Origin of the sequence: Tabrizicola piscis (assembly GCF_003940805.1) — a bacterium.
Classification (GTDB): domain Bacteria; phylum Pseudomonadota; class Alphaproteobacteria; order Rhodobacterales; family Rhodobacteraceae; genus Tabrizicola; species Tabrizicola piscis.
This window is the reverse complement of the sequence record NZ_CP034328.1, coordinates 1,341,083-1,363,962: the sequence shown is the minus strand read 5'-3', so window position 1 is coordinate 1,363,962 and position 22,880 is coordinate 1,341,083. Positions and strand designations below refer to the sequence as shown.

Genomic DNA, 22,880 nt, shown 5'->3' with positions numbered 1-22,880 from the left:
CACCCTTCACAGGCAAAGGAGTTCCCATGGCCACTGAAAGCGCAGGCGTCGATCTTCCCGCCATCGTCACCCTTCTGGGTGCCGCTGTCGTCGCGGTCCCGCTGTTCAAGCGCGCGGGTCTGGGGTCTGTCCTTGGCTATCTGGCGGCAGGCCTTGCCATCGGCCCCTACGGCGCGGGCCTCTTCTCTGATCCCATGGCCATCCTGCATGTGGCCGAACTTGGCGTGGTGATGTTTCTGTTCATCATCGGGCTGGAAATGCAGCCCTCGCGCTTGTGGTCCATGCGGCGTGATATCTTCGGCCTCGGTCTGGCACAGGTCCTGCTGTCGATGGCCCTTCTGTCCCTTGTCGGGCTCGCCCTTGGCTATCCTTTCGCGCCTGCACTGGTGGCGGGCACGGGGTTTGTCCTGACCTCGACCGCCATCGTCATGCAGATGCTTGAGGAACGCGGCGACATCTCGGCCCCGAAGGGCCAGCGCATCGTCTCGATCCTGCTGCTGGAAGACCTTGCCATCGTCCCCCTCCTCGCCATGGTGGCCTTCCTTGCCCCGGGTGGCGAGACCGTCACCCTTGCCGATCGGGCGCAGGGCATCGCCCTTGGCCTTGGGGCCATCGCCGCGCTGATCCTGGCGGGGCGTTACCTGCTCAACCCGATCTTCTCGCTCCTCGCCGCCGCCCAAGCGCGCGAGGTGATGACCGCCGCTGCCCTGCTGATCGTCCTTGGTGCGGCACTGTGGATGCAGGTGGGCGGGCTTTCTGCCGCGATGGGGGCGTTCCTTGCCGGGGTCCTTCTGTCGGAATCCTCCTACCGCCATCAGCTGGAAGCGGACGTCGAGCCGTTCCGCGGCCTCCTCCTTGGCCTCTTTTTCCTTGCGGTCGGCATGGCGCTGGACCTGTCGGTCGTTGCCCGCAACTGGCAACTGATCCTCACGGCTGTCGTCGCGCTGACGGCGCTGAAGATGTTCGCCATCTACGTCGTGGCGCGCGCCTTCAAGGCCAGCCATCGTGAGGCTGTCGAACGTTTGGTCCTGATGGCCCAAGGGGGTGAGTTTGCCTTCGTCCTCTACGCCGCCGCCCTTTCGGTCGGTCTGATCAACGTTGAGGAAAACGCCATCCTGACCGCCGTCATCATCCTGTCCATGGTGATGACCCCGCTGTTCATCCTGTTGCATGACCGGCTGATGCCGAAACCGCAGGTGTCGGTCGAAGGTCTTCCTGCGCCGGAAGATGACGGTGCTGCGGTCCTGCTCATCGGCTTTGGCCGTTTTGGTCAGGTGGTCACCCAACCCCTGTTGCGGATGGGTCATCGCCTGACAATCATCGACACCGACCCCGAGGCGATCACCACCGCCCGCGACTTTGGTTTCAAGGTCTATTTCGGCGATGGCACCCGGCTGGACATCCTGCATGCCGCCGGGGCCTCCCACGCCCGCGCCGTTGTCATCGCCATCGACAATCCCGGTGCCGCCGTTCGCATTGCCGAGATGCTGCGCCACGAATGTCCCCTGATCCCGGTCTTCGCCCGCAGCTTCGACCGCCGCCATTCCATCGAACTGATCAAGGCGGGGGTGGATGAACCGATGCGCGAAACCTTCGAATCAGCCATCTTGATGGGCGCAAAACTACTGCGCCACCTTGGGGCCGAGGATGACAGGGTCGAGGAAACCCTGAACGAGGTGCGCCTCCGCGACGCGGACCGCTTTGCCCTGCAGCTTGCGGGCGACATTTATGCCGGGCGGAACCTGATGATCGGCAATGCCGGAATGGCGGTGGAAAACTCCGGCTGATGCGCCGGCTACCTGCCTGACATCACCCGCCGCGCACCTCCCTCCCCCGCGTGGGGCAGCGGTGGGGGGCGGAACGGCGCCAAAGAAAGCCCAGTCTTCCCGAACCCAACCCCAAGCTTACTGTGGCGTAACCACCTACGCCCCCCGCTGCAACTTGACCGGTTCGCTGCGCGCCAACCGCAGGAAATGCGCCATGTAGGGTTTGCCCGCATCCTCGGCCCGCGTCGCCGCATACATCCGCTTCGTCACCACGTCCGGCCCCAAGGGCCGGGTGACGTAGTCCGCGTTCGACTTCACCTCGCGCATCACCCAGTCCGGCAAGACCGCCACCCCCCGGTTCGATCCGACCAGCATCAGGATCACCGCCGTCAGTTCCGCCGTGCGCTGGGCGCGGGGCTCCACCTTGGCGGGCGTCAGGATTTCCGTGAAGATATCAAGCTTGTCACGGCTGACGGGGTAGGTGATCAGCACTTGGTCCCTGAAGTCCTCGGCACGGATAAACGCCCTTTCCGCCAAAGGATTCAGCGAGGAGGCGACGAAGGTCGGGTGATAATCAAACAGCGGGTTGAACACGATCCCCGGCGGCGGCTCCCGGTCGGATGAGATCACCAGATCCACATCCTCGCGGTTCAGCGCCGGCAGCGCCTCGAACGCCAACCCGGCGCGGATGTCCACGTCAATCTCGGGCCAGGCGTGGCGGAACATTTCCAGTACCGGGAACAGCCAGTCAAAGCAGGCGTGACACTCAATCGCGATGTGCAGCCGCCCAGTCCGCCCCGCCCGCAAGGCGCGGAACTCCTCCTCCATCGCGTCAATCTCGGGCAGGATCCGTTCCGCCGCCCGCAGCATCCTGTGCCCCGCCGCCGACAACCGCATGGGCTTCGACCGGCGGACAAACAGTTCCATCCCGGCCTGATCCTCCAGCCCCTTGACCTGATGGCTCAAGGCCGACTGGGTCATGTTCAGCACCTCAGCCGCCCGCGCCAGCCCCCCGGCCTGCTGGATGGCCCGGATTGTCCGCAAGTGGCGCAGCTCGACATACATGAACGAATCTCATGAAGAACGTGAAAACTATGAATTGGTCTCACATCAAGAAACCTGAGACAAGAGGGTCAACGAAGGAGACCACCATGGCCCCCCAATCCGCGCCCCGTATCAGCTTTGAATTCTTCCCGCCGCAGTCCCTGGACGCCTCTTTCCGGCTGTGGGAAACCGTGCAGGCGCTGGCGCCCATGAAACCGTCTTTCGTTTCCGTGACTTACGGCGCAGGCGGCACCACCCGTACCCTGACGCATGAGGCGGTTTCGACCATCCATCGCAACTATGGCCTGCCCGTCGCCGCGCATCTGACCTGCGTCGATGCGACCAAGACCGAAACACTGTCCATCGCCGAATCCTATGCCGAGGCGGGCGTGACGGAAATCGTCGCACTGCGCGGTGATGCCCCGAAAGGCGCCCAGCGGTTCGTGCCGCACCCGATGGGCTTTGCCAACTCGGTCGAGCTGGTTGAAAAGCTGGCGAGGACTGGCAAGTTCAAGATCCGCGTCGGTGCCTACCCGGAACCGCACCCCGATGCCGCTGACAGCACCTCGGACGTGACTTGGCTCAAGCGCAAGATTGACGCAGGCGCTTCCTCGGCCATCACCCAGTTCTTCTTCAACGCTGACACCTTCTTCCGCTTCCGCGATGCCTGCGTGAAGGCCGGGATCACCGCCCCGATCATCCCCGGCATCCTGCCGATCACCAGCTGGGCTGGTGCCAAGCGCTTTGCCGCCCGCTGCGGCACGCAAGTGCCCGCCAAGCTGGACGAGGCCTTCGCCACTGCCGCCCGCGATGGGCGGGAAGATCTGCTTGCCCTGACCCATTGCACCGCCCTGTGCGACCGGCTTTTGCAAGACGGGGTGGAGGATTTGCATTTCTACACCCTGAACCGCCCCCACCTGACGCGGGAAGTTGTGCGCGCCCTTGGCATCACACCCGATGTGGTCTTGGAAAAAGTGGCCTGAATTCAGCCTTCTATAGGCAAACGATGTCTCCCTGGGCGGCTTTCCGACCTTGTCCCCAGCAAGGTCGGAAGGCCGTCATTTTTCCTTGGGCTTGCCCCTTGGCGCTGATCGGCTAATGTCGCAGCAACCCTGTGCGGAGGCCCCATGCCAAAGCTTGTCACCCTTCTGAACGGCCCGAACCTGAACCTGCTTGGCCTGCGCCAGCCGGAAATCTACGGCCATGAGACGCTGGACGATGTTGCCTCCAAGGTCTCTGATCTGGCCGAGGATCTGGGTCTTGCCGTCCGCGCGCTGCAGTCGAACCACGAAGGCCAGCTGGTTGATTGGATTCAGGCGGCGCGCGGCACTTCGGCCGGGATCATCATCAATCCGGGGGCATATTCCCACACCTCCATAGCCATTCTGGACGCCCTGAACGCCTATGATGGGCCGGTGCTGGAAGTGCACATTTCCAACATCCACAAGCGTGAGGCGTTCCGCCATCATTCCTACGTCAGCCACCGCGCGGATGGGGTGATCGCAGGTTGCGGGACGGATGGCTATCTTCTGGCGCTGCGCCGGATGGCAAGCCTTCTGAAGGCATGACCGAGGGCTTCCGCTGGCATCCCAAGGCGCGGCTGTTCGATGCGGCGGGCCATGAGGTTGCGCGGCAACCGCCCGCCGGGTCTGTGGTGGCGGATTCGGGTGAGGGATTGGCACAAGCAGTTGGCCTGAAAGCCTTTCGGCTGGGCGCGTTGGACCAGCCCGCGCCGGCTGAAGGCGACCAACCGCTGTTTGAAACCCTGAGCTCCGGCTCCACCGGGCAGCCCCGGCGGATCGTTCGGACCCAAGCCTCATGGACTGCAAGTTTTGCAGTCAACGCAGGGTTCGGCATCGGCCCCGGCGCGCGGGTTGCGGTGCTGGGGCGGCTGGTCCATTCGCTGTCACTATACGGCGCGATCGAGGGGCTGCACCTTGGGGCCGACGTTCACCTGCTTGATCTTTTGCGACCTGATCGCCAGTTGACCGCCCTTGCCGACCGGCGGATCACCCACCTCTACGCCACCCCCGCCCAGCTGCGGCTGCTTGGCCCGGGCCTCTGCCCTGACCTGCGGGTCATTCTGGTCGGCGGGTCCAAACTTGACCCCGTTTTGCGGTCTGCGGTGCGGGCCATGGCCCCTGCGGCACGGGTCCACGAATTCTACGGCGCGGCAGAGGCGAGCTTCATCACCCTTGCCGACGACACAACGCCAGAGGGGGCGGTCGGTCGGCCGTATCCGGGGGTAGAGCTTGCCGTCAGGGCGGGCGAGATCTGGGTAAAAAGCCCCTATCTTTTCACCAGCTACGCTGGGGACCCCGGAACCGCGCGCTGGCAGGACGGCTGGCTGTCTGTCGGCGAGGTCGGGCGGATGGAGGACGGGATCCTCTACCTGCACGGACGGGCCGGGCGCATGGTGACAGTGGCCGATCAGAACGTCTTCCCTGAAGAGATTGAGGGGTTCATGGCAACCTTGCCCGGCCTGACGCAGGCCGCCGTCCTGCCAGTGCCCGATGCGAAACGCGGGACGGTGCTGGTCGCGCTGGTGCAGGGCGACCGAACGGTTGAGACAGGAGTGCTGGCGGCACTGCGGGCGAAGCTTGGGCCGCTAAAGGCGCCCAAGGCGTTGATCTGGGTGGAGGATTGGCCAACCCTGCCATCCGGCAAGACCGACCTTCGCGCGCTGGAGGCGCAGGTAAAATGGCCCGCCTGATCGCCGCGCGCAGAACAGCGGTGGTGCCGCGCGGCGGGGCCTTTGCCCGGCTTTCCATCGAAGATCTGGCCAGCCCGGTTCTGCTGGCCTGTCTGGCCGATGCCGGGATCCGCCCGGATCAGGTGGATGAGGTCATCCTCGCCAACGCGCTGGGTGCGGGGGGCAATCCGGCGCGGCGGGTGGCGCTGGCGGCGGGGCTGGGGCATGTGCCCGGGCTGACCATCGACCGGCAATGCGCGGGCGGGCTAGATGCGATCCTGCTGGCCCGGGCGCTGGTGGACAGCGGCGCGGCGGATGTGGTGGTGGCCGGCGGTGTCGAAAGCACCTCGCGCCGCCCCCTGCGGCTGCGGACAGACCCGGAGGGCGGGCTGCCTGTCGCCTATGACCAGGCCCCCTTCACCCCATGGCCGGACCGCGACCCCGGCATGGCCGACGCAGCCGAGGCTTTGGCGCAGCGTTTGGGGATCAGCCGCGCAGCCCAAGAGGCATGGGCGCTGGAAAGCCATGCCAAGGCCCTGAAATCCAACCATTCCGCCGAGATTGTTCCACTGGCAGGCGTCACGCAGGACGCTTTCCCACGCCGCCTGTCCCCCGGCCTTCTGGCCCGCGCACCCATCGTTGCCGGCAGCATCACGGCGGCCACAGCAGCAGTCGCGGCGGATGCGGCAGCCGTGTGCCTGGTCGTGTCGGACCGCATAGCGCAGGGCAGGGGCCTTGCGATCCTGAACGGGGCCACCGTCGGCGGCAATCCAGAGGAGCCGGGCCTTGCCCCCCTCGCCGCCATTCAGCGACTCTGGCAGGGCGAGCCCCTCGCCATGGCCGAGATCATGGAGGCCTACGCCGTCCAGGCCATCGCGGTGGTAAAGGGCGCGGGGCTGGACCCTGCGCTGGTCAACCCGGGGGGCGGGGCACTGGCCCGGGGGCACCCGATTGGCGCGTCCGGCGCGATTCTGGCAGTGCGGCTGTTCCACGGGCTGCAGAGTGGCCGGGGCCTTGCCGCCATAGCCTCGGCCGGGGGGATCGGGACGGCGCTGCTGGTTGACTCGTCAGGCGCGTGACAACAGCGACGCCGGACGCATCCGTGCCAGGCTTTGCGTGATCAATCCGGCAACCACCGCCTTCAGCACATCCCCCGGCAGGAACGCCATGCCAAGGAAGGACGCCTCGGTCAGCGACAGGCCAAGGTTCAGGGCCATCCCGCTGATGCCGAACAGATAAAGCACCCCGATCCCACCGATGATCGACGCGGCGGTGGCGGCGGTTCCGGGGGAAAGCGTCGTCCGCTCCATGATCCAGCCAGCCGCAAAAGCCGCGATCGGGAAGCCGACAAGAAAGCCCACGGAAGGCCCGGCAAAGACGCCAAGCCCGCCACGCCCGCCCGACAACAGCGGCAGTCCTGCGGCGACAAGGGCCAGAAACAGCAGCACCGCAAGGGCGCCGCGCTTGGCACCCAGCACCGTCCCGCACAGCATGATGCCCAGCGATTGCGCGGTGATCGGCACGCCAGCGGCAAGGTCGATCCTCGGGATCAGTCCCAACACCGCGATCAGGGCGGCAAAAAGCGCGATATGGGTCAGATTGCGTTCCATGGGGTCCCCCGTTTCCCGCCCTTTAACCAGCCCCACCCCGGGCGCGCAAGGCCTCGGCGGCGCGGTCAGCGTCGTCCAGGGCGGCAAGGGTGGTGGGGACCAGCACCCGCCAGCGCGGGCGGCGGGGCGACCGGGCGGCCCAGGATTGGGTGATCTGACCCAAGCGGTCCAGCATGACGGGGATGAAGCGGATGACCAGCGCCATGGCGATGGCAAGGCGGCGGGGCGACAGGCCAAAGGCTTGCAGCGGTCGTGCAAGCGATTGAAAGACGCCGATCATGTCGGAAAGCCGTGTAGTCATGGTCACGAAATTGGCCAGCGCCACAGCGGTCAGCATCCGAAGCAGGATCGCCACACCTTGGGCAGGCTCGCCGGTCCACAGGTGCCACAGGCCGACGATCAGGACAAAGGGCCACAGCGGGCGCAGCAGGCGCAGACCGGTGGTGGCAAAGCTGGCACCGCCCGAAAGATAAAGCGCCCCTGTCGCAGCAGCAAAGACCGCCAGCGGCAGCGGAGAGGTCAGCGCAAAAAGCCCGGTAGTCGCCAGCGCCAACAGGCCCAGCTTAAGCCCGGCCGGCAGCCGATGCGCCCAGATCTCAACGGGTGAGGTCAGCGTCAGCATCGCGCTCTCCGATCCGTGCCATCTCGGCGGTAAAGGCGGGGAGGACGTCGGCGGGCAGGCCGTCGGCTGCGATGCGCCCACCCTCCAGCCACAAAACGCGGTCGGCAGCCGCGACGGCAGCCGGGTCATGGGTAATCGTCACCAGCCGCTGTGGCAGGTCGGCAAAGCGCCGGGCCAACCGCGCTTGGGTCGGCAGGTCAAGACCGGCGAGCGGTTCGTCCAGCAGGATCGTGCGCGGCTGCATCAGAAGCACGGCCTGCAGGCAAAGATAGTGCCGCTGGCCCTGCGAAAGGTTGGACACCGGTTCCTTCGCCCAATGCGCCCGGCCTTCCCTGGCCAAGGCCTGATGCACCCGTGCCAAGGCCTCAGCCTGAGACACTCCGCTCTGGATCAGGCCAAAGGCAAGCTCTTCCTCGACCGTGGGAAACAGGATCTGGTGATCGGGGTTCTGAAACAGGATGCCGATGGCAGCCAGCGCGGCCTTGCGGTCGGAATAGGGGTCAATGCCATCAAGTCGGACACTGCCTTGCTGCGGGGCAATCAGCCCGGCAATCAGGCGCAGAAGCGTGGTCTTGCCAGACCCGTTGCGCCCCAGAATGCCGATGCGCTGTTCGGTCAGGGTCAGGCTGATGCTGTCCAGCACCACGCGATCAGACAGGATCACCGTGGCGGCAGAAAGCGTGATGCCGGGGGTAGGGTCAGGCATGAGCGGCCTTGCAAGAACTGGCCGCCCTTCTAGCCTGCGGGCCCTGCGCTGGAAAGGGCCAGACGCCAAACGGGGCGGCATGGAGCCGCCCCGTCGTTCCGCGCGTGTTGTCCAGTTGGGTCGGCTGTGCCGCCCTCAGCAATCGGCGATGTATTGCTGGCCGTACTGGTCGCGATAGTAGCACTGCCCACGCGTCGGGGCCGGGCCAATCAAAGTGGCACCAGCCACCGCGCCCACGGCCGCGCCAATAAGGGCACCTTTGGTGCGGTCGCTGTCAGACGATACCGCCGCACCGACTGCCGCGCCGCCAAGGGCGCCCAGGGCTGCATTCTGCTCGGTCGTCTGGCAGGCGGCCAATGGCAGGGCGAGCAGGGGAAGGGTCAGGAAGTAACGGGTCATGATATGGCTCCATGCGGGGAATCCGCGAACAGGCGCAGATTACGGCAAAGATTAACCCTTCGCCATCATCTCATGCCTGACAGGCGGTGCCCTGCCATATGACAGTTTCATCGAAAAATGGCGGAACCACCGGCAAGTTTGCGCGTTAAGACAAGCGCGCGCGCTGGGTTCCCGGAGGGTTTTCGGGGCTCAAGGTGGGGTGCGCCACCAGGCCCGGATAACAGCCCGGAGGCCGAAAATTCGGCCCTCCGGGTTTCGTGCTCAGGAAGGTTCGGGATCAGGCCTGACGCGCAGCCGCGACCGAGGCTTCCAGAATCTCCATCGCCTCGGCGAAATGGGCATCGGGGATGGTGATGGGGGCAAGGAAGCGCACGACGTTGCCGTAGACGCCGCAGGTCAACAGGATCAGCCCGCGCTTCTGCGCCTCAAGCCGGACGCGGTTGGTGAAGCCAGCGTCGGGTTCCTTGGTGGACGGGTTGGCGAATTCGACCGCCACCATGAACCCCGGGCCGCGAATGTCGATGATTTCCGGCGCGGTAGCGCGAATCGCTTCCAGCCGCTGCTTGAGGCGGGACCCAAGTTCATTCGCGCGGGCGCAAAGGTCTTCCTCCTCGATCACGTCAAGCACGGCGTTGGCGGCGGCGATCCCAAGGGGGTTGCCGGCATAGGTGCCACCAAGCCCGCCGGGATTGGCCGCATCCATCAGATCGGCACGGCCCGTAACGGCAGCCAGCGGCAGGCCACCGGCAAGGCCCTTGGCCATGGTGGTCAGGTCGGCGGCAACGCCGTGGGCTTCCATCGCAAACAGGGCACCGGTGCGGGCAAAGCCGGTCTGCACCTCATCAGCGATCATCACGATGCCATGCTTGTCGCACAGGGTGCGGATCGCGCGGACAAGGTCGGTCGGCGCGGGGTAAAAGCCGCCTTCGCCCTGTACCGGCTCAAAGATGATCGCGGCGACGCGGGCGGGGTCGAGGTCGGCCTTGAAGAGCTTCTCCATCCCTTTCATCGCATCGGCGGTCGAAATCCCATGCGGGTCCATCGGGAAGGGGACGTGGAACACATCCGGCATCATCGCGCCGAAGCCCTTCTTGTAGGGCTCCACCTTGCCGGTCAGCGACATGCCCATGAAGGTCCGGCCATGAAACCCGCCGCCGAAGGCGATCACGGCATTGCGGCCCGTGGCGATGCGGGCAATCTTGACCGCGTTCTCACAAGCCTCGGCGCCGGTGGTCACGAAGATCGTCTTCTTCTTGAAATCGCCCGGCACCTTGTCGTTCAGCCGCTCCGCCAGCCGGATGTAGTTTTCATACGGCATCACCTGATGGCAGGTGTGGGTGAACTTGGTCATCTGGTTGGCCACCGCCGCCATCACCTTAGGGTGGCAATGCCCGGTGTTCACCACCGCGATCCCGGCGGCAAAGTCGATATAGCGGTTGCCCTCGATGTCCCACACTTCCGCGTTCAGGGCGCGATCTGCATAGATCTGGGTCATCATCCCCACCCCGCGCGAGATGGCATCGTCACGGCGCTTGGCGACTTCGGCGTTCAGCATGGTCTTCGCTCCCCTGGGCGACTCCGGGGCCTCGGAGTCTTTACGGCATTTGATCAAAAATCGAAGCCGGGTTCAATCCTTGATCACGCAGCGCCGGTGGAGAGTGCGGATGCCTCCGGCGGGAGTATTTGGCAAAGAAGCAAGCCCATATTCAGTCTTCATTAACCCTGCCGGGTGCAGGCTGAGAATCGTCAGGACGCAGGGTCAAGACGTGGGGTCGAACATGGCAGACGGTCAGCTGTTGCAATCAGGACATGGAATGTCGCTGGACACCCGGCTGGACGCCCTGCGCCTTGTCCGGTCCCGTCGGGTGGGGGCCGTGACCTATCACCGCCTGATGGCGGAACACGGATCCGCCCGCGCCGCCCTTGCCGCCCTGCCCGCCATCGCCCGCGCCGCGGGGGTGGAGGAGTATGAAGTGTGCCCCCTTGGCGTCGTCGAGGCTGAGATGCGGCAGGGCTCCAAGGCCGGTGCCAGGCTGCTGGTCCATGGCGACGCGGACTACCCCCATGCGCTGCTGTCCCTGGCCGACGCGCCCCCGGTCCTGTGGGCGCTCGGGGATGTCAGCCTGCTGAACCGGCCCGCGATCGGCATGGTGGGGGCGCGCAACGCCTCCTCCCTCGGGATGCGGATGGCGCGGCGGCTGGCGCAGGGGTTGGTGGCGGCGGGGTTTACCGTCGTATCGGGCATGGCGCGCGGCATTGATGGCGAAGCCCACGCCGCCGCCCTTGCGGAAGGCCCGGCCAGCACCGTGGCAGTGATGGCGGGTGGTGTTGATGTCATCTATCCCCCCGAAAACACCGCCCTCGCGGCCGAGATTGCGGCCAAGGGCTGCCGGATCAGCGAACAGCCCCCCGGGCTTGAACCGCAGGCGCGCCACTTTCCGCTGCGCAACCGGCTGGTGGCGGGCCTGGGTCGGGCGGTCATCGTGGTGGAAGCCGCGTCGAAGTCCGGCAGTCTGATCACGGCCCGCATGGCCCTTGACCAGGGGCGTGAGGTGATGGCCGTACCGGGCCACCCCTTTGACGCAAGGGCCGCTGGCTGCAACATGCTGATCCGCGATGGTGCCGTTCTGGTGCGCAGTCCAGCCGATGTGCTTGAGGCATTGGGCGTGTTAGGCCATGCCAGCCCCGAAATCCATGTGCCCATGGCTTCCCTGCCCGGTCCGGTGGCAAAGCAACGCCCGCTCAAGGAAACGGCGCTGTTGCACAACATGATCCTGTCCCGGCTTGGCCCAAGCCCGCTGGCCGAAGATCAGCTTCTGCGCGACCTTGCGATCACACCAGCGGAACTGGCGCCTGAGCTTTTGTCGTTGGAACTTGATGGCCGCATTGCCCGCCAACCCGGTGGTCTTCTGGCGCGGCTGGACTGAAGCACAGCGTCATCCTGACCAGCGAAGGGCTTCCGTCCGTCCCCCGGTTGACAAGACCTGCGCTTGTCCCACATGGTGCGCGGCCATTCGCTGGGCCTCGGGAGAGTTGGGATATCATGCCAGTCGTCGTCGTCGAATCCCCCGCCAAGGCCAAGACAATCAACAAGTATCTTGGTCCCGACTTCACCGTTCTGGCCTCCTACGGCCATGTCCGCGACCTGCCGGCCAAGGATGGCTCGGTCGATACCGAGGACGGCTTTGCCATGTTGTGGGAAGTCTCACCCGAAAGCCGCAAACATGTGAAGGCCATCGCCGAGGCGCTGAAAACCGATGACACCCTGATCCTTGCCACCGACCCTGACCGCGAGGGCGAGGCGATCAGCTGGCACCTGCAAGAGGCGCTCGCCTCCAGCCTGAAGAAGGGCAAGACGGTCGCCCGTGTGACCTTCAACGCCATCACCAAGGACGCGGTGACCGAGGCGATGAAGAACCCCCGCCAGGTCGATCAGCCGCTGGTCGACGCTTACCTCGCCCGCCGCGCGCTGGATTACCTTGTGGGCTTCACCCTGTCGCCGGTCCTTTGGCGCAAGCTGCCGGGGGCAAAATCGGCGGGCAGGGTGCAATCGGTCTGCCTGCGCCTGATCGTCGAGCGCGAGTTGGAGATCGAGGCGTTTCGCCCACAGGAATACTGGACGGTGAAGGCCCTGCTTCTGACCCCCCGCGGGCAGGAATATGAGGCGACCTTGACCATGCTTGGCGGCAAGAAGCTGTCAAAGTTCGATATCCCCACGGCTGAGGCGGCGGAACTGGCGGTCAAGGCCGTGTCCTCCCGCGCGCTGACCGTCTCGGCGGTCGAGGCAAAGCCCGCCACCCGCAACCCCTATCCGCCCTTCATGACCTCGACCCTGCAGCAAGAGGCCAGCCGCAAGCATGGCATGGGCGCAAAGCAATGCATGAACGCAGCACAGCGCCTGTATGAGGCCGGGCTGATCACCTACATGCGAACCGATGGCATCGACATGGCACCCGAAGCGGTGATGGCCGCGCGGGATGAAATCAAGCGCCGGTTTGGGGCGACCTATGTCCCCGACAGCCCACGCATGTACAAGAACAAGGCCAAGAACGCGCAGGAAGCGCATGAATGTATCCGGCCGACCGATATGGCTGCGGCCCCGGACAAGCTGCGTCTGGCCGATACCGACCAGAAGCGGCTTTACGATCTGATCTGGAAACGCACCATCGCCAGCCAGATGGCCGCCGCGCGGTTGGAGCGGACGACGGTTGATGTCGCGTCCGCCGACGGTCAGGTCAGCTTGCGCGCCAATGGCCAGGTGGTGCTGTTTGACGGCTTTCTGAAGATCTACGACGAAGGCCGGGATGAAGAAGGCGATGACGAAGGCCGCCTGCCGCAGATCATGGCCGGTGAGGGTGCCGAGAAACGCAGTGTCACGCCCGACCAGCATTTCACCCAAGCCCCGCCCCGCTATACCGAGGCGACGCTGGTCAAGCGGATGGAAGAACTCGGCATCGGCCGCCCCTCGACCTATGCGTCCGTCCTGACCACGATCCAGGACCGCGAATATGTCCGCAAGGACAAGAACCGCCTGATCCCCGAGGATAAGGGGCGCTTGGTGACGGCGTTCCTGACCAACTACTTCCGCAAGTATGTGGAGTATGATTTCACTGCGGATCTTGAGACGGAGCTTGATGACGTCTCGGCCGGGGATCGTGACTACAAGGATGTTCTCGCCCGGTTCTGGCGGGACTTTTCCGCTGCCGTCGCCGAAACCGCCGATTTGCGGATTGGCGAGGTTCTCACCAAGATCGACGACTTTCTGGCGCCGCACCTGTACCCCTTGCGGGCAGACGGCTCTGACCCGCGGCAATGCCAGGTCTGTGGCACCGGGCGGCTGCATCTGAAGACCTCGCGGTCTGGCGGGGCGTTCATCGGTTGCGGCAACTATCCCGAATGCCGCTATACCAGACCCATCTCTGGGGGTGAGGATGCCGGGGGCGTCGATGGCAAGGTGCTTGGGCAAGATGCCGACGGCAATCCCATCTCGCTGCGGGCGGGGCGGTTCGGGCCTTACGTCCAGCGCGGCGAGGCGACCGAGGCGCAGCCGAAACCCGACCGCGCCAGCCTGCCCAAGGGGTGGAGCGCGGATACGCTGACCCTTGAACGGGCGCTGGACCTGCTGTCGCTGCCCCGGATCATCGGCCCCCACCCCGAAACCGGTGAGCCGGTCGAGGCCGCGATCGGTCGCTATGGGCCCTATGTGAAGCATGGGGCGGTCTACGCCAACATCCCGGATGTCGAAGAGGTGTTCACCATCGGCATGAACCGCGCGATGGAAGTGCTGGCGCAGAAGGCTGCGGGGCGGCGTGGGGCGGCGGCGCCGGCGGGGCCGCTTAGGGTGTTGGGCGACCATCCCGATGGCGGTGAGGTGCAGGTGATGCCCGGCCGCTATGGGCCTTACGTCAAGTGGGGCAAGGTCAACGCCACCTTGCCGAAGGAGCTGACACCCGAGGCGGTGACGCTGGAGGAGGCGTTGGCGCTGGTGGCTGAGAAGGCGGGGAAGGGCGGCGGCAAGAAGAAGGCTGCGCCGAAGAAGGCGGCACCGAAGAAGGCTGTGGCGAAGAAGGCTGTGGCGAAGAAGGCTGCCCCGGCGAAGCCTGCGGCCAAGAAGCCTGCGGCGAAGAAGGTGGCGAAGGGCTAAGGGATGTCCCGGGCAGGGACACTGACCTCACCAAGCAAAATCAATGCCTTGGATGGTGCTGTTTACCAATGGTTAGGTTTTGTCCCAGCGGACGGCAGCAACGCTGCGTCCGTTTGGTAGGGACAATGGACCGGTTGCACAACGCACCGTGCAAAGCCCTGAACGGCCCGTCCCGCGCCTAAGGACCGACTCCGTCAGCCGTTGCGCGGGTTCAGCAAGCGGCCCATCACATCAGCGGCCCGGATCACGCCCAGCCGCTGCCCGCCCGCCGCCACGACCAGCAGGTCGGCGCCGTTGCGCAACGCCTCCATCACATGCTTTACGGGGGTTTCCGGGGTGACTTCGGGGCCGGAGCCTTCCCCGGCGGTCATCACGTCGCGGGCGGTCAGGACGCCGAGCGGGTTCATATGCGCTACGAATTCGGCGACGTAGTCGCTGACGGGATTGGCGATGATCTCGCGCGCGGTGCCGCATTGCACGATCCGCCCGCCTTCCATCAGCGCGATCCGGTTACCGATCTTGAACGCCTCATCAAGGTCATGGCTGACGAAAATGATCGTGCGTTTCAGCTTGGCTTGCAGGTCCAGAAGTTCATCCTGCAGCTTTGCCCGGATCAGGGGGTCCAACGCCGAAAACGGTTCGTCCATCAACAGGATCGGCGCTTCGGTCGCGAAAGCGCGGGCAAGGCCGACACGCTGCTGCATGCCGCCGGAAAGTTCGCCCACCTTGCGTTCGGCCCATTGGGTCAGGTTGACCAAGGTTAGCTGCGCATCGACCCGGGGTGCGCGTTCCGCGGGCGTAAGGCCCGCAAGTTCCAGGCCAAGGCCCACGTTTTCGCGGACTGTCCGCCAGGGCAGAAGGCCGAACTGCTGGAACACCATCGCCACGCGCCGTTGCCGGATGCGGCGCAGGGTGGCCGGATCGGCGTGGGTGACATCAATCAGCTTATTGCCGTCATCGACATGCACGGCGCCACGGCAGACAGGGTTCAGCCCATTCACCGCGCGCAGAAGGGTGGATTTGCCGGACCCGGAAAGGCCCATGAGGACAAGAATCTCGCCCTCGGCCACGTCAAGGGTGCAGTTGTGGACCCCGAGCACCTGACCGGTGGAGGTCTGAATATCGCCTCGGCTTTCGCCCATATCCATCAAGGGCAAGGCCCGGTCGGGGTGGTCGCCAAAGACGATGGAGACGTTGTCGAACCGGACGGCTGGGCCATTGGTCTGCGGATTTGTCATTTGCGCGTCACCCGAAGCATGCGGTCCAGTAGAATGGCGAGGGCGACGATCACGGTCCCAGCCTCAAACCCCTGGTCGGGGCGGACGCGGTTCAACGCCTCAACCACCGGAACACCAAGGCCCGCAGCCCCGACCCAAGCCGAGATCACGACCATGGAGAGCGAAAGCATGATGGTCTGGTTCAGGCCCGCCATGATCTGCGGGAAGGCGTAGGGAAGTTCCACTTTCCACAGCACTTGCCGCGGGGTGGCACCAAAGGCGGTTGCAGCCTCCAACAGCGCGGTGGGGGTGGTGGAGACGCCAAGATGGGTGAGGCGGATGGAGGTCGGGACCACGAAGATGATCGACGCGAACAGGGCGGGCACGACGCCAATGCCGAAGAGGATGACGAAGGGAATCAGATAGACCGGGGCGGGCAGGGTCTGCATCAGGTCAAGCACCGGCTGCATGGTCTGGTAGAGCCGGGGCCGGTGCGCGGCGGCAACGCCGATGGGCACGCCAAGCGTCATGCAGATCAGGCAGACGAAGGCGACGAGGCCCAAAGTCTCGGTCGTTTTTTCCCAGTAGCCTTGGTTGATGATGAAGAGAAAGCCGATCAGGACCACCAGCACCGGTTGCCAGCGCCGCTGGATCGCCCAAGTCAGCGCCATGAACAACGCCACGACGACAAGCGCGGGAGGCCATTGCAGGGCGGTCACCAGGCCTTCGATTGCAGCCTCGGTCGCATCGCCGAAATTGTTGAACGCGGCCCTGAAGTTCGCTTTCAACCAGTCAAAGACGATCTTTGCCGTGGCGCCGACCGGAATCTGCCATGCTGTCAGAAATTCCATGAATCCCTACCGCCCAGAAAGGACAGGGCCCCAGGTTTCCCCGGGGCCCCTTCGCATTACTGCAGAGCTGCCATGACGGCGGCCTTGGCGTCGCCACCGTCCTTGGTGGTCACCCCGTCCAGCCAGCCTTCCCAGGCGGCGGGATTGGCGGCAAGCCAGGTCTTGGCGGCCTCGGCCGGGTCGGTGCCGTCGTTCAGGATGGCGCCCATGATTTCATTCTCCATCGCAAGCGTGAAGGAGAGATTCTGCAGGAACTTGCCGGTGTTCGGGCATTCCGCGACATAGCCGGCGCGGGTGTTGGTTGCGACGATGGCACCGCCAAGGTTCGGGCCGAAGTAGTCGTCGCCGCCGGTCAGGTAGGTCATGTCGAAGTTGGCGTTCATCGGGTGGGGTTCCCAGCCGAGGAAGACAATGGGTTCGCCCGCCGCGTCCTTGTTGGCGACTTCGGCGAGCATCCCCTGTTCGGAGGATTCGACGATTTCAAAGCCATCAAGGCCGAAGGGGCCGCCGGCGATCATGTCCTGAATCAGGCGGTTGCCGTCGTTGCCGGGCTCAATCCCGTAGATCTTGCTGTCCAGCGCTTCGGCATGGGTGGCGATGTCGGCGAAATCCTTGATGCCAAGGGCTGCACCGGCGGCATTGGTGGCCAGCGTGTATTTCGCGCCTTCAAGGTTGGTGCGGACGGTGTCGACGGTGCCAGCCTCACGATAAGGGGCGATGTCGGCCTCCATCGTGGGCATCCAGTTGCCGAGGAAGACGTCGATGTCCCCCTCGGCCAAGCCGGTGTAGGTGACCGGGACGGCAAGAACCTTGGTCTCGGTCTCATACCCCAGGGCCTGAAGGACGAGGGTGGTGGCCGCGGTGGTGGCGGTGATGTCGGTCCAGCCGACATCCGAGAAGATGATGCTGTCGCAGCCTTCGGCAAAGGCAGAACCGGCGAGTGCGAAAGTGACGGCGGTGGTCAGGAGGGTTGTGCGGATGGACATAGGGCTCCCCGTTTTTTGTTGATTGACGAGTCAATAAACTTCGTGCTGATACGGTTTGGCAAGTAGTTTATAGGACCGCACCGATGCCGAAGCTTGGAATGGAGCCTATCCGCAAGGCAGCCTTGGTGAAAGCCACGATTGTCGAGATCGGGCGCATTGGATCGCTGGATGTGACTGTCAGCCAGATTGCCAAGCGGGCGGGGATGTCTTCCGCGCTGGCGCATCACTACTTCGGGTCGAAGGAGGAGATGTTCCTTGCGGCGATGCGGCATATCCTGACGCTTTACGGTGCCGAGGTGCGGGGCGCGCTGGCCGCGGTCAAGGGGGATGAAGGGCGGATCAAGGCGATCCTCTACGCGTCCTTCAGCCCCGGAAACTTTCGGCGCGAGGCGGTCAGCGCCTGGCTGAACTTCTGGGTGCTGGCGCAAAGCGTGCCCGAGGCCAAGCGCCTGCTGGCGATCTATCAGGGGCGGCTGAAATCGAACCTGACATCGGCCTTGCGCCCTTTGGCGGGGGCGCGCGCGCCGGCCATTGCCGAAAGCCTTGGGGCGATGATCGACGGGCTTTACCTGCGCGAGGTTCTGAAATCCGGGCCGCCGGACGGGGCGGCGGCGGTGGAGCTGGCGCTTCGGCTGCTTGAGGCGGAACTGCTGCGGGGGGCAGGGGATGCACGCTGACTATGTGATCGTGGGGGCCGGTTCGGGCGGGTCGGCGCTGGCCTACCGGCTGGCCGAGGCTGGCAAGCGCGTGATGGTGATCGAGCATGGCGGGTCTGATGCCGGGCCGTTCATCCAGATGCCGGGCGCGCTGTCCTACCCGATGAACATGGCGCTTTACGACTGGGGGTTTTCCACCGAACCCGAACCGCATCTGGGCGGCCGCATCCTTGCGACCCCGCGGGGCAAGGTGATTGGCGGGTCGTCCAGCATCAACGGGATGGTCTATGTCCGGGGCCATGCCCGCGACTATGACACCTGGGCCGAGATGGGGGCGGATGGCTGGGCCTATGCCGATGTGCTGCCCTATTTCAAGCGGATGGAACATTCGCATGGCGGGTCGGGGCCAGAGTTCCGGGGCACGGATGGTCCGCTGCACATCACCCGGGGCAGCCGCAGCAACCCGCTGTTTGATGCCTTCATCAAGGCTGGGGAACAGGCAGGTTATCCGGTCACTGCTGACTACAACGGCCAGCAGCAGGAAGGCTTTGGCCCGATGGAGGCGACGATCTGGAAAAGTCGGCGCTGGTCGGCGGCCAATGCCTATCTGAAACCTGCGGTGGCGGGGGGGAATGTGCAGGTCGTGCGCGGCTTTGCCCGCCGCGTCGTGATGGAGGGCAAGCGCGCTGTCGGCGTGGAGATCCAGCGCGGCAGTGACGTGCAGGTCATCCGCGCCGGGCGTGAGGTGATTCTTGCGGCGTCGTCGATCAACACACCGAAGCTGCTGATGCTGTCCGGCATCGGCCCGGCCGAGCATCTGCGCGAGCATGGGGTCGAGGTGATTGCGGATCGGCCCGGCGTGGGCGCGAACCTGCAGGACCATCTGGAAATCTACATGCAGTTTTCGGCCAGCCAGCCGATCACGCTGTTCAAGTACTGGAACCTTTGGGGCAAGGCTTGGGTGGGGGCCCAGTGGCTGTTCACCGGTAAGGGTCCGGGGGCATCGAACCAGTTCGAAGCTTGCGCCTTCATCCGGTCGAAGGCCGGGGTCGACTATCCCGACATCCAGTATCATTTCCTGCCGATTGCCGTGCGCTATGACGGCAAGGCGGTGGCATCGGGCCATGGCTTTCAGGCCCATGTCGGCCCGATGCGGTCAAAATCGCGCGGGTCGGTCACGCTGCGGTCCGGCAACCCAGCCGATTCGCCGGTCATCCGGTTCAACTACATGTCCCACCCCGAGGATTGGGAGGACTTCCGCAGCTGCATCCGCCTCACCCGGGAAGTCTTCGGGCAGGAGGCGTTCAAGCCTTACATCAAGGACGAATTGCAGCCCGGGCCTGCCGTGCAGACGGACGACCAGCTGGATGATTTCCTGCGCGAGCATGTGGAAAGCGCCTATCACCCCTGCGGTACGGCGCGGATGGGGCGGGCATCTGACCCGATGGCGGTGGTTGACCCCGAATGTCGGGTGATCGGCGTTGAAGGCTTGCGGGTGGCGGATTCGTCGGTCTTCCCGCAGGTGACGAATGGCAACCTGAATGCGCCGTCGATCATGGTTGGGGAAAAGGCGGCTGACCACATCCTTGGGCGCACGCCACTGCCGGCATCCAACCTTGAAGCCTGGGTCAATCCGAACTGGCGCACGGCGCAGCGCTAGACGGGTAAGCGTTAGTCGGGCCAGCGATAGCCGTCCAACCTTGATCCCTGTCAAGGTTGGGCGCTGGGCCTTCCGGTAGACTGCACCTGACAGTCAAAGGAGAGGCCCGATGTCCAACACACCGCACACGCTGCATGACGAATTTCCTGCCGATGCGCAGAAGATCAGCGCGTTGAAGGTTGCCAATGCGCATTTCGCCAAGCTTTTGGTGGATTATGACGCGGTGAACGACAAGATTCACCGGGCCGAAACCCGGTTGGATCTGCTGACCGATGCCGAGGAAGAAGTGCTGCGCAAATCCCGCCTTCAGTTGAAGGACCGGATTCAGGCAGCGCTGCAGAAGGGCTAGGCGATTTCGTAGGGCAGGATGTCCCGGGCGTTGGGGTTGATCCGCAGGCGGCCCTCCAGCGGCGGGACAGACCGTTGGTGGCAATTCGTCCGCTCGCAGATCCGGCAGGAAATGCCGATCGGTTCGAACCGGCCTTTCAGGTCCAGCCCGTCGGCATAGACCATCTGCGCGGCGTGCTGGACTTCGCACCCCAGACCAATGGCATAGCGGCGGACGGGGGCAAGGAAGGCCCCCGCCGGTTTCGACACATCACGGGCAAGGCACAGATAGCGCACCCCGTCCGGCGTTTCGGCCAGTTGGCGCAGGAACTGGCCCGGCGCTTCGAACGCGCGGTGGACGTTCCACAGCGGGCAAGCGCCGCCGAAACGGGCGAACTGCAACCGGGTGGAGGAGTGGCGCTTGGTGATCGTTCCGGCCTGATCGACGCGGACAAAGAAGAACGGGATGCCCTTGGCACCCGGGCGCTGCAGGGTGGACAGCCGGTGGCCGACCTGTTCGATGCTGGCACCGAAGATGTCGGCGAGGCGTTCCAGATCGTGCCGCACCTCTTGGGCGGCGGCCAGAAAGGCGCGGTAGGGGAGCAGGGCGGCCCCGGCAAAGTAGTTGGCCAGACCGATCTTGGCGATGTCGCGGGCTTCGGGCGTGGAAAAGCGGGCAAGGTCCAGCGTGGCTTCCAAGAGGTCGTTCTGGGTCAGAAGCGCCACCTGATGCAGCAGCTGGAACCGTTGTGACGGACCTGAGGCGCGGGCGGAGATATCGAGCCGCCGGGCATGGGGATCGTAGTGCCGCAAGGGCGCCTTGTCGGAATAGTGCAAACTGATGCCGGACCGGCGCAGCAAGTCCTGCGCGGCGGATTCGACCGTTTTCCCGTTGATGGCCGAGGCCGCGAAGTGTTCGGCGGCGCGGTCCATCGCATCAAGGTAATTGTCGCAATAGTGAAAGAAGTCCCGCACTTCCTCCCAGGCCGAGGGGCGGAGGCTGGCATCTTCACGCCCCAGCGCCTCATCCAGCGAGGCGAGGCGTTCATGTGTCTGGCGATAGGCGCGGTGGAGGTCAAGGAACGCGCGGGCCAGCGCCGGGGCGTTTGAGGCGGCCAGCCGCAGGTCGGCAACGGCGGGGGTCGGGGTGGTGAACACCGGGTCAGCCAGCGCCTCGCGCATGTCGGTGACAAGGCGCTCGCTTTCGCCCACGGTCAGTTCGGTCACGTCCAGCCCGAACTCTTGCGCCAGCGCCAGCACGACGGCGGCAGAGACCGGGCGGTGGTTGTTTTCCATCTGGTTGAGATAGGGCAGGGACACTGACAGCTTGTCGGCAAAGGCCTTTTGCGTCAGGCCAAGGCGTCCCCGGATCTCGCGCAGCTTCACGCCGGCATACAGTTTCTGCGTGGCCATTCCCGCCCCCCTTTGCAAAGCGAACCGTGGCTTTGCAAAGCCAGCGCGTCAACTATGGATTCAGGAGGCGCCGATCTGGCGGGCCCGGCGGATGACGAAGAGGATCGCGATGACCGAGGCGACAGAGGTGGTCAGCATCAGCAGGATCAGCGGCATCTCGCTGGACCCCGGGCCAAGCAACACGCCCGCGAGGGACGCCAGCGCCGCGCCCCCGCCGATCAGGATCGCCCCGCCAAGGCCCGAGGCGGTGCCGGCAAGCTCCGGCCGGACCGACAGCATCCCGGCATTGGCATTGGGCAGGCAGATGCCGTTGCCCATGCCCATGAACACGGTCAGGCTGAAGAATACCACCGGCCCCGACAGCCCCGCCAGCGTCAACAGGGCCAGCACGGCAAGGCCCACCGTGGTGACCAGTGTGCCGATCAGGATCATCCGGTTCATCCCGACCCGCACCGAGAACCGCCCGGCAAAGAAGTTGCCCGCCGCATAGCCGATGGCGGTCAGGGCAAAGAGCGCGCCAACCTCGGTCGAGGAGAGGCCGTAGACCTTGTCGCCGACATAGGGCGCGCCGCCGAGATAGGCGAAGAAGCAGCCCGACGCGAAGGCCGCCGCCAGCGTATAGCCCCAGAACCGGCGTGAGGTGAGAAGACCCGGATAGGTCCGCACCTGATCCATCAGGCTGACGCGGCGCAGGGTCGCCGTCTCGCCCAGGTCAGCCCAGACGAGCGCAAGGACACCCGCCCCCAGCACCAGAAGCAGGGCAAAGTTGGCGTGCCAGCCGTAAAGATCATCCAGCACCCCGCCGATGACCGGGCCGATCATGGGAACAAGGCTCATCCCCATGGTGACATAACCGATCATGCTGGCGGCTTGTGCATCGGCCACCATGTCCCGCACGATGGCGCGGCTGAGGACCATGCCCGAAGCGATGACCGCCTGTGCCATGCGGAAGATCAGGAAGACCGTTGCATTGGGGGCGAACAGCGTGCCGACCGTGGCGATCAGGAACAGGATCAGCGACACGATCAGCACCTTCCTGCGTCCGTAGCGATCAGAGATCGGGCCGATCACGATCTGCAACGCCGCCGAGAGCGCCAGATAGAGGGCCACCGATTGCTGCATCAACCCGTAGGGCACGCCGAAATAGGTGGCCATCCCGGGCAGAGACGGCAGGAAGATGTTCATGGTCAGGGCGGACAGCCCGGCCAGAAGGATCAGCGTGACGATCTTGGGCGGGGTTGTCCGGTCAAGGAAACGGGGGGTTTTCTGCATGCCTTTGGGCTACGC

The 22,880-nt window shown here is 65.0% G+C and carries 21 protein-coding genes; 10 read left to right on the top strand and 11 right to left on the bottom strand.

The window, feature by feature from the left end; all coding sequences use genetic code 11:
* Positions 1–26: 26 nt before the first annotated feature.
* Positions 27–1,787 (top strand): monovalent cation:proton antiporter-2 (CPA2) family protein, encoded by a 1,761-nt coding sequence (locus tag EI545_RS06525; protein ID WP_125324718.1) that lies wholly within the window; start codon positions 27–29, stop codon positions 1,785–1,787.
* Between the two features lie 135 nt (positions 1,788–1,922).
* Here the strand turns inward: EI545_RS06525 and EI545_RS06520 are convergent, their stop codons facing one another.
* The gene (locus EI545_RS06520) at positions 1,923–2,831 is read right to left on the bottom strand and encodes a LysR family transcriptional regulator (RefSeq protein ID WP_125324717.1); all 909 of its coding nucleotides are present in this window, start codon (positions 2,829–2,831) and stop codon (positions 1,923–1,925) included.
* Between the two features lie 86 nt (positions 2,832–2,917).
* On the opposite strand from EI545_RS06520, the gene metF reads away from it, so the two are divergent.
* The 4 genes from metF to EI545_RS06500 all read left to right on the top strand — a co-directional run bounded on the left by metF (position 2,918) and on the right by EI545_RS06500 (position 6,581).
* Positions 2,918–3,793: a methylenetetrahydrofolate reductase [NAD(P)H] gene (gene metF / locus EI545_RS06515; protein ID WP_125324716.1), complete on the top strand. Its 876-nt coding sequence runs from the start codon at positions 2,918–2,920 to the stop codon at positions 3,791–3,793.
* Positions 3,794–3,937: 144 nt separating this feature from the next.
* A complete protein-coding gene (gene aroQ, locus EI545_RS06510; protein ID WP_125324715.1) occupies positions 3,938–4,378 on the top strand; it encodes a type II 3-dehydroquinate dehydratase in 441 nt (146 codons plus the stop codon).
* Positions 4,375–5,523 (top strand): AMP-binding protein, encoded by a 1,149-nt coding sequence (locus EI545_RS06505; protein ID WP_125324714.1) that lies wholly within the window; start codon positions 4,375–4,377, stop codon positions 5,521–5,523. The genes aroQ and EI545_RS06505 overlap by 4 nt, the downstream gene beginning before the upstream one ends.
* Positions 5,511–6,581, top strand: a complete 1,071-nt coding sequence (locus EI545_RS06500; protein ID WP_125324713.1) for a thiolase family protein — start codon at positions 5,511–5,513, stop codon at positions 6,579–6,581. The genes EI545_RS06505 and EI545_RS06500 overlap by 13 nt, the downstream gene beginning before the upstream one ends.
* Here the strand turns inward: EI545_RS06500 and EI545_RS06495 are convergent.
* The 5 genes from EI545_RS06495 to EI545_RS06475 form a co-directional block, all read right to left on the bottom strand.
* Positions 6,570–7,112, bottom strand: a complete 543-nt coding sequence (locus EI545_RS06495) for a biotin transporter BioY (RefSeq protein ID WP_125324712.1) — start codon at positions 7,110–7,112, stop codon at positions 6,570–6,572. The two genes, EI545_RS06500 and EI545_RS06495, sit on opposite strands and share 12 nt — an antisense overlap.
* Before the next feature lie 22 nt (positions 7,113–7,134).
* Complete coding sequence (locus EI545_RS06490) at positions 7,135–7,734, bottom strand: CbiQ family ECF transporter T component (RefSeq protein WP_125324711.1); 600 nt, start codon at positions 7,732–7,734, stop codon at positions 7,135–7,137.
* Entirely contained in the window at positions 7,709–8,440 is a 732-nt protein-coding gene (locus EI545_RS06485) for an energy-coupling factor ABC transporter ATP-binding protein (RefSeq protein ID WP_125324710.1), read from the bottom strand. Before EI545_RS06485 ends, EI545_RS06490 begins: the two co-directional genes overlap by 26 nt.
* A 135-nt stretch (positions 8,441–8,575) precedes the next feature.
* Entirely contained in the window at positions 8,576–8,839 is a 264-nt protein-coding gene (locus EI545_RS06480; protein ID WP_125324709.1) for a YMGG-like glycine zipper-containing protein, read from the bottom strand.
* Positions 8,840–9,116: 277 nt separating this feature from the next.
* Positions 9,117–10,394 carry a 4-aminobutyrate--2-oxoglutarate transaminase gene (locus tag EI545_RS06475; protein ID WP_125324708.1) on the bottom strand — a complete coding sequence of 426 codons (1,278 nt, stop codon included), beginning with the start codon at positions 10,392–10,394 and terminating at the stop codon, positions 9,117–9,119.
* Positions 10,395–10,653: 259 nt separating this feature from the next.
* Between EI545_RS06475 and dprA the strand changes: the two genes are divergently transcribed.
* Both dprA and topA read left to right on the top strand, forming a co-directional pair.
* On the top strand, positions 10,654–11,766 hold the full coding sequence (gene dprA, locus EI545_RS06470; protein WP_125324707.1) for a DNA-processing protein DprA: 1,113 nt from the start codon (positions 10,654–10,656) through the stop codon (positions 11,764–11,766).
* Between the two features lie 116 nt (positions 11,767–11,882).
* Positions 11,883–14,483, top strand: coding sequence for a type I DNA topoisomerase (gene topA, locus EI545_RS06465; protein ID WP_125324706.1), 2,601 nt, complete (start codon positions 11,883–11,885; stop codon positions 14,481–14,483).
* Positions 14,484–14,677: 194 nt separating this feature from the next.
* Here the strand turns inward: topA and choV are convergent, their stop codons facing one another.
* From choV to choX, 3 genes are read right to left on the bottom strand one after another with little or no spacing between them, the layout of a single operon-like run.
* Positions 14,678–15,721 (bottom strand): choline ABC transporter ATP-binding protein, encoded by a 1,044-nt coding sequence (gene choV / locus EI545_RS06460; protein ID WP_125324705.1) that lies wholly within the window; start codon positions 15,719–15,721, stop codon positions 14,678–14,680.
* Positions 15,718–16,551 carry a choline ABC transporter permease subunit gene (choW, locus tag EI545_RS06455; protein ID WP_125324704.1) on the bottom strand — a complete coding sequence of 278 codons (834 nt, stop codon included), beginning with the start codon at positions 16,549–16,551 and terminating at the stop codon, positions 15,718–15,720. Before choW ends, choV begins: the two co-directional genes overlap by 4 nt.
* Before the next feature lie 56 nt (positions 16,552–16,607).
* A complete protein-coding gene (gene choX, locus EI545_RS06450; protein WP_125324703.1) occupies positions 16,608–17,537 on the bottom strand; it encodes a choline ABC transporter substrate-binding protein in 930 nt (309 codons plus the stop codon).
* Between the two features lie 83 nt (positions 17,538–17,620).
* Here choX and betI point away from each other — a divergent pair, with 83 nt between their 5' ends.
* The 3 genes from betI to EI545_RS06435 all read left to right on the top strand — a co-directional run bounded on the left by betI (position 17,621) and on the right by EI545_RS06435 (position 20,202).
* Positions 17,621–18,214: a choline-binding transcriptional repressor BetI gene (betI, locus tag EI545_RS06445; RefSeq protein WP_125324702.1), complete on the top strand. Its 594-nt coding sequence runs from the start codon at positions 17,621–17,623 to the stop codon at positions 18,212–18,214.
* Positions 18,204–19,853 carry a choline dehydrogenase gene (gene betA, locus EI545_RS06440; RefSeq protein ID WP_125324701.1) on the top strand — a complete coding sequence of 550 codons (1,650 nt, stop codon included), beginning with the start codon at positions 18,204–18,206 and terminating at the stop codon, positions 19,851–19,853. Before betI ends, betA begins: the two co-directional genes overlap by 11 nt.
* A 109-nt stretch (positions 19,854–19,962) precedes the next feature.
* Positions 19,963–20,202, top strand: a complete 240-nt coding sequence (locus EI545_RS06435) for an HP1242/YdcH family protein (protein ID WP_125324700.1) — start codon at positions 19,963–19,965, stop codon at positions 20,200–20,202.
* Here EI545_RS06435 and EI545_RS06430 read toward each other — a convergent pair.
* Positions 20,199–21,593, bottom strand: a complete 1,395-nt coding sequence (locus EI545_RS06430; RefSeq protein WP_125324699.1) for a helix-turn-helix domain-containing protein — start codon at positions 21,591–21,593, stop codon at positions 20,199–20,201. The genes EI545_RS06435 and EI545_RS06430 overlap by 4 nt on opposite strands.
* 60 nt (positions 21,594–21,653) lie before the next feature.
* Entirely contained in the window at positions 21,654–22,865 is a 1,212-nt protein-coding gene (locus EI545_RS06425; protein ID WP_125324698.1) for a multidrug effflux MFS transporter, read from the bottom strand.
* Positions 22,866–22,880: the final 15 nt, after the last annotated feature.

Coding starts and splice junctions, on each gene's coding strand:
- EI545_RS06485 (WP_125324710.1), bottom strand. CDS start 8,440: ATGCCTGACCCTACCCCCGGCATCACGCTTTCTGCCGCCACGGTGATC.
- betA (WP_125324701.1), top strand. CDS start 18,204: ATGCACGCTGACTATGTGATCGTGGGGGCCGGTTCGGGCGGGTCGGCG.
- EI545_RS06500 (WP_125324713.1), top strand. CDS start 5,511: ATGGCCCGCCTGATCGCCGCGCGCAGAACAGCGGTGGTGCCGCGCGGC.
- EI545_RS06435 (WP_125324700.1), top strand. CDS start 19,963: ATGTCCAACACACCGCACACGCTGCATGACGAATTTCCTGCCGATGCG.
- EI545_RS06490 (WP_125324711.1), bottom strand. CDS start 7,734: ATGCTGACGCTGACCTCACCCGTTGAGATCTGGGCGCATCGGCTGCCG.
- EI545_RS06520 (WP_125324717.1), bottom strand. CDS start 2,831: ATGTATGTCGAGCTGCGCCACTTGCGGACAATCCGGGCCATCCAGCAG.
- aroQ (WP_125324715.1), top strand. CDS start 3,938: ATGCCAAAGCTTGTCACCCTTCTGAACGGCCCGAACCTGAACCTGCTT.
- EI545_RS06525 (WP_125324718.1), top strand. CDS start 27: ATGGCCACTGAAAGCGCAGGCGTCGATCTTCCCGCCATCGTCACCCTT.
- EI545_RS06480 (WP_125324709.1), bottom strand. CDS start 8,839: ATGACCCGTTACTTCCTGACCCTTCCCCTGCTCGCCCTGCCATTGGCC.
- EI545_RS06430 (WP_125324699.1), bottom strand. CDS start 21,593: ATGGCCACGCAGAAACTGTATGCCGGCGTGAAGCTGCGCGAGATCCGG.
- EI545_RS06475 (WP_125324708.1), bottom strand. CDS start 10,394: ATGCTGAACGCCGAAGTCGCCAAGCGCCGTGACGATGCCATCTCGCGC.
- metF (WP_125324716.1), top strand. CDS start 2,918: ATGGCCCCCCAATCCGCGCCCCGTATCAGCTTTGAATTCTTCCCGCCG.
- EI545_RS06495 (WP_125324712.1), bottom strand. CDS start 7,112: ATGGAACGCAATCTGACCCATATCGCGCTTTTTGCCGCCCTGATCGCG.
- EI545_RS06505 (WP_125324714.1), top strand. CDS start 4,375: ATGACCGAGGGCTTCCGCTGGCATCCCAAGGCGCGGCTGTTCGATGCG.
- EI545_RS06425 (WP_125324698.1), bottom strand. CDS start 22,865: ATGCAGAAAACCCCCCGTTTCCTTGACCGGACAACCCCGCCCAAGATC.
- choW (WP_125324704.1), bottom strand. CDS start 16,551: ATGGAATTTCTGACAGCATGGCAGATTCCGGTCGGCGCCACGGCAAAG.
- betI (WP_125324702.1), top strand. CDS start 17,621: ATGCCGAAGCTTGGAATGGAGCCTATCCGCAAGGCAGCCTTGGTGAAA.
- choX (WP_125324703.1), bottom strand. CDS start 17,537: ATGTCCATCCGCACAACCCTCCTGACCACCGCCGTCACTTTCGCACTC.
- dprA (WP_125324707.1), top strand. CDS start 10,654: ATGTCGCTGGACACCCGGCTGGACGCCCTGCGCCTTGTCCGGTCCCGT.
- topA (WP_125324706.1), top strand. CDS start 11,883: ATGCCAGTCGTCGTCGTCGAATCCCCCGCCAAGGCCAAGACAATCAAC.
- choV (WP_125324705.1), bottom strand. CDS start 15,721: ATGACAAATCCGCAGACCAATGGCCCAGCCGTCCGGTTCGACAACGTC.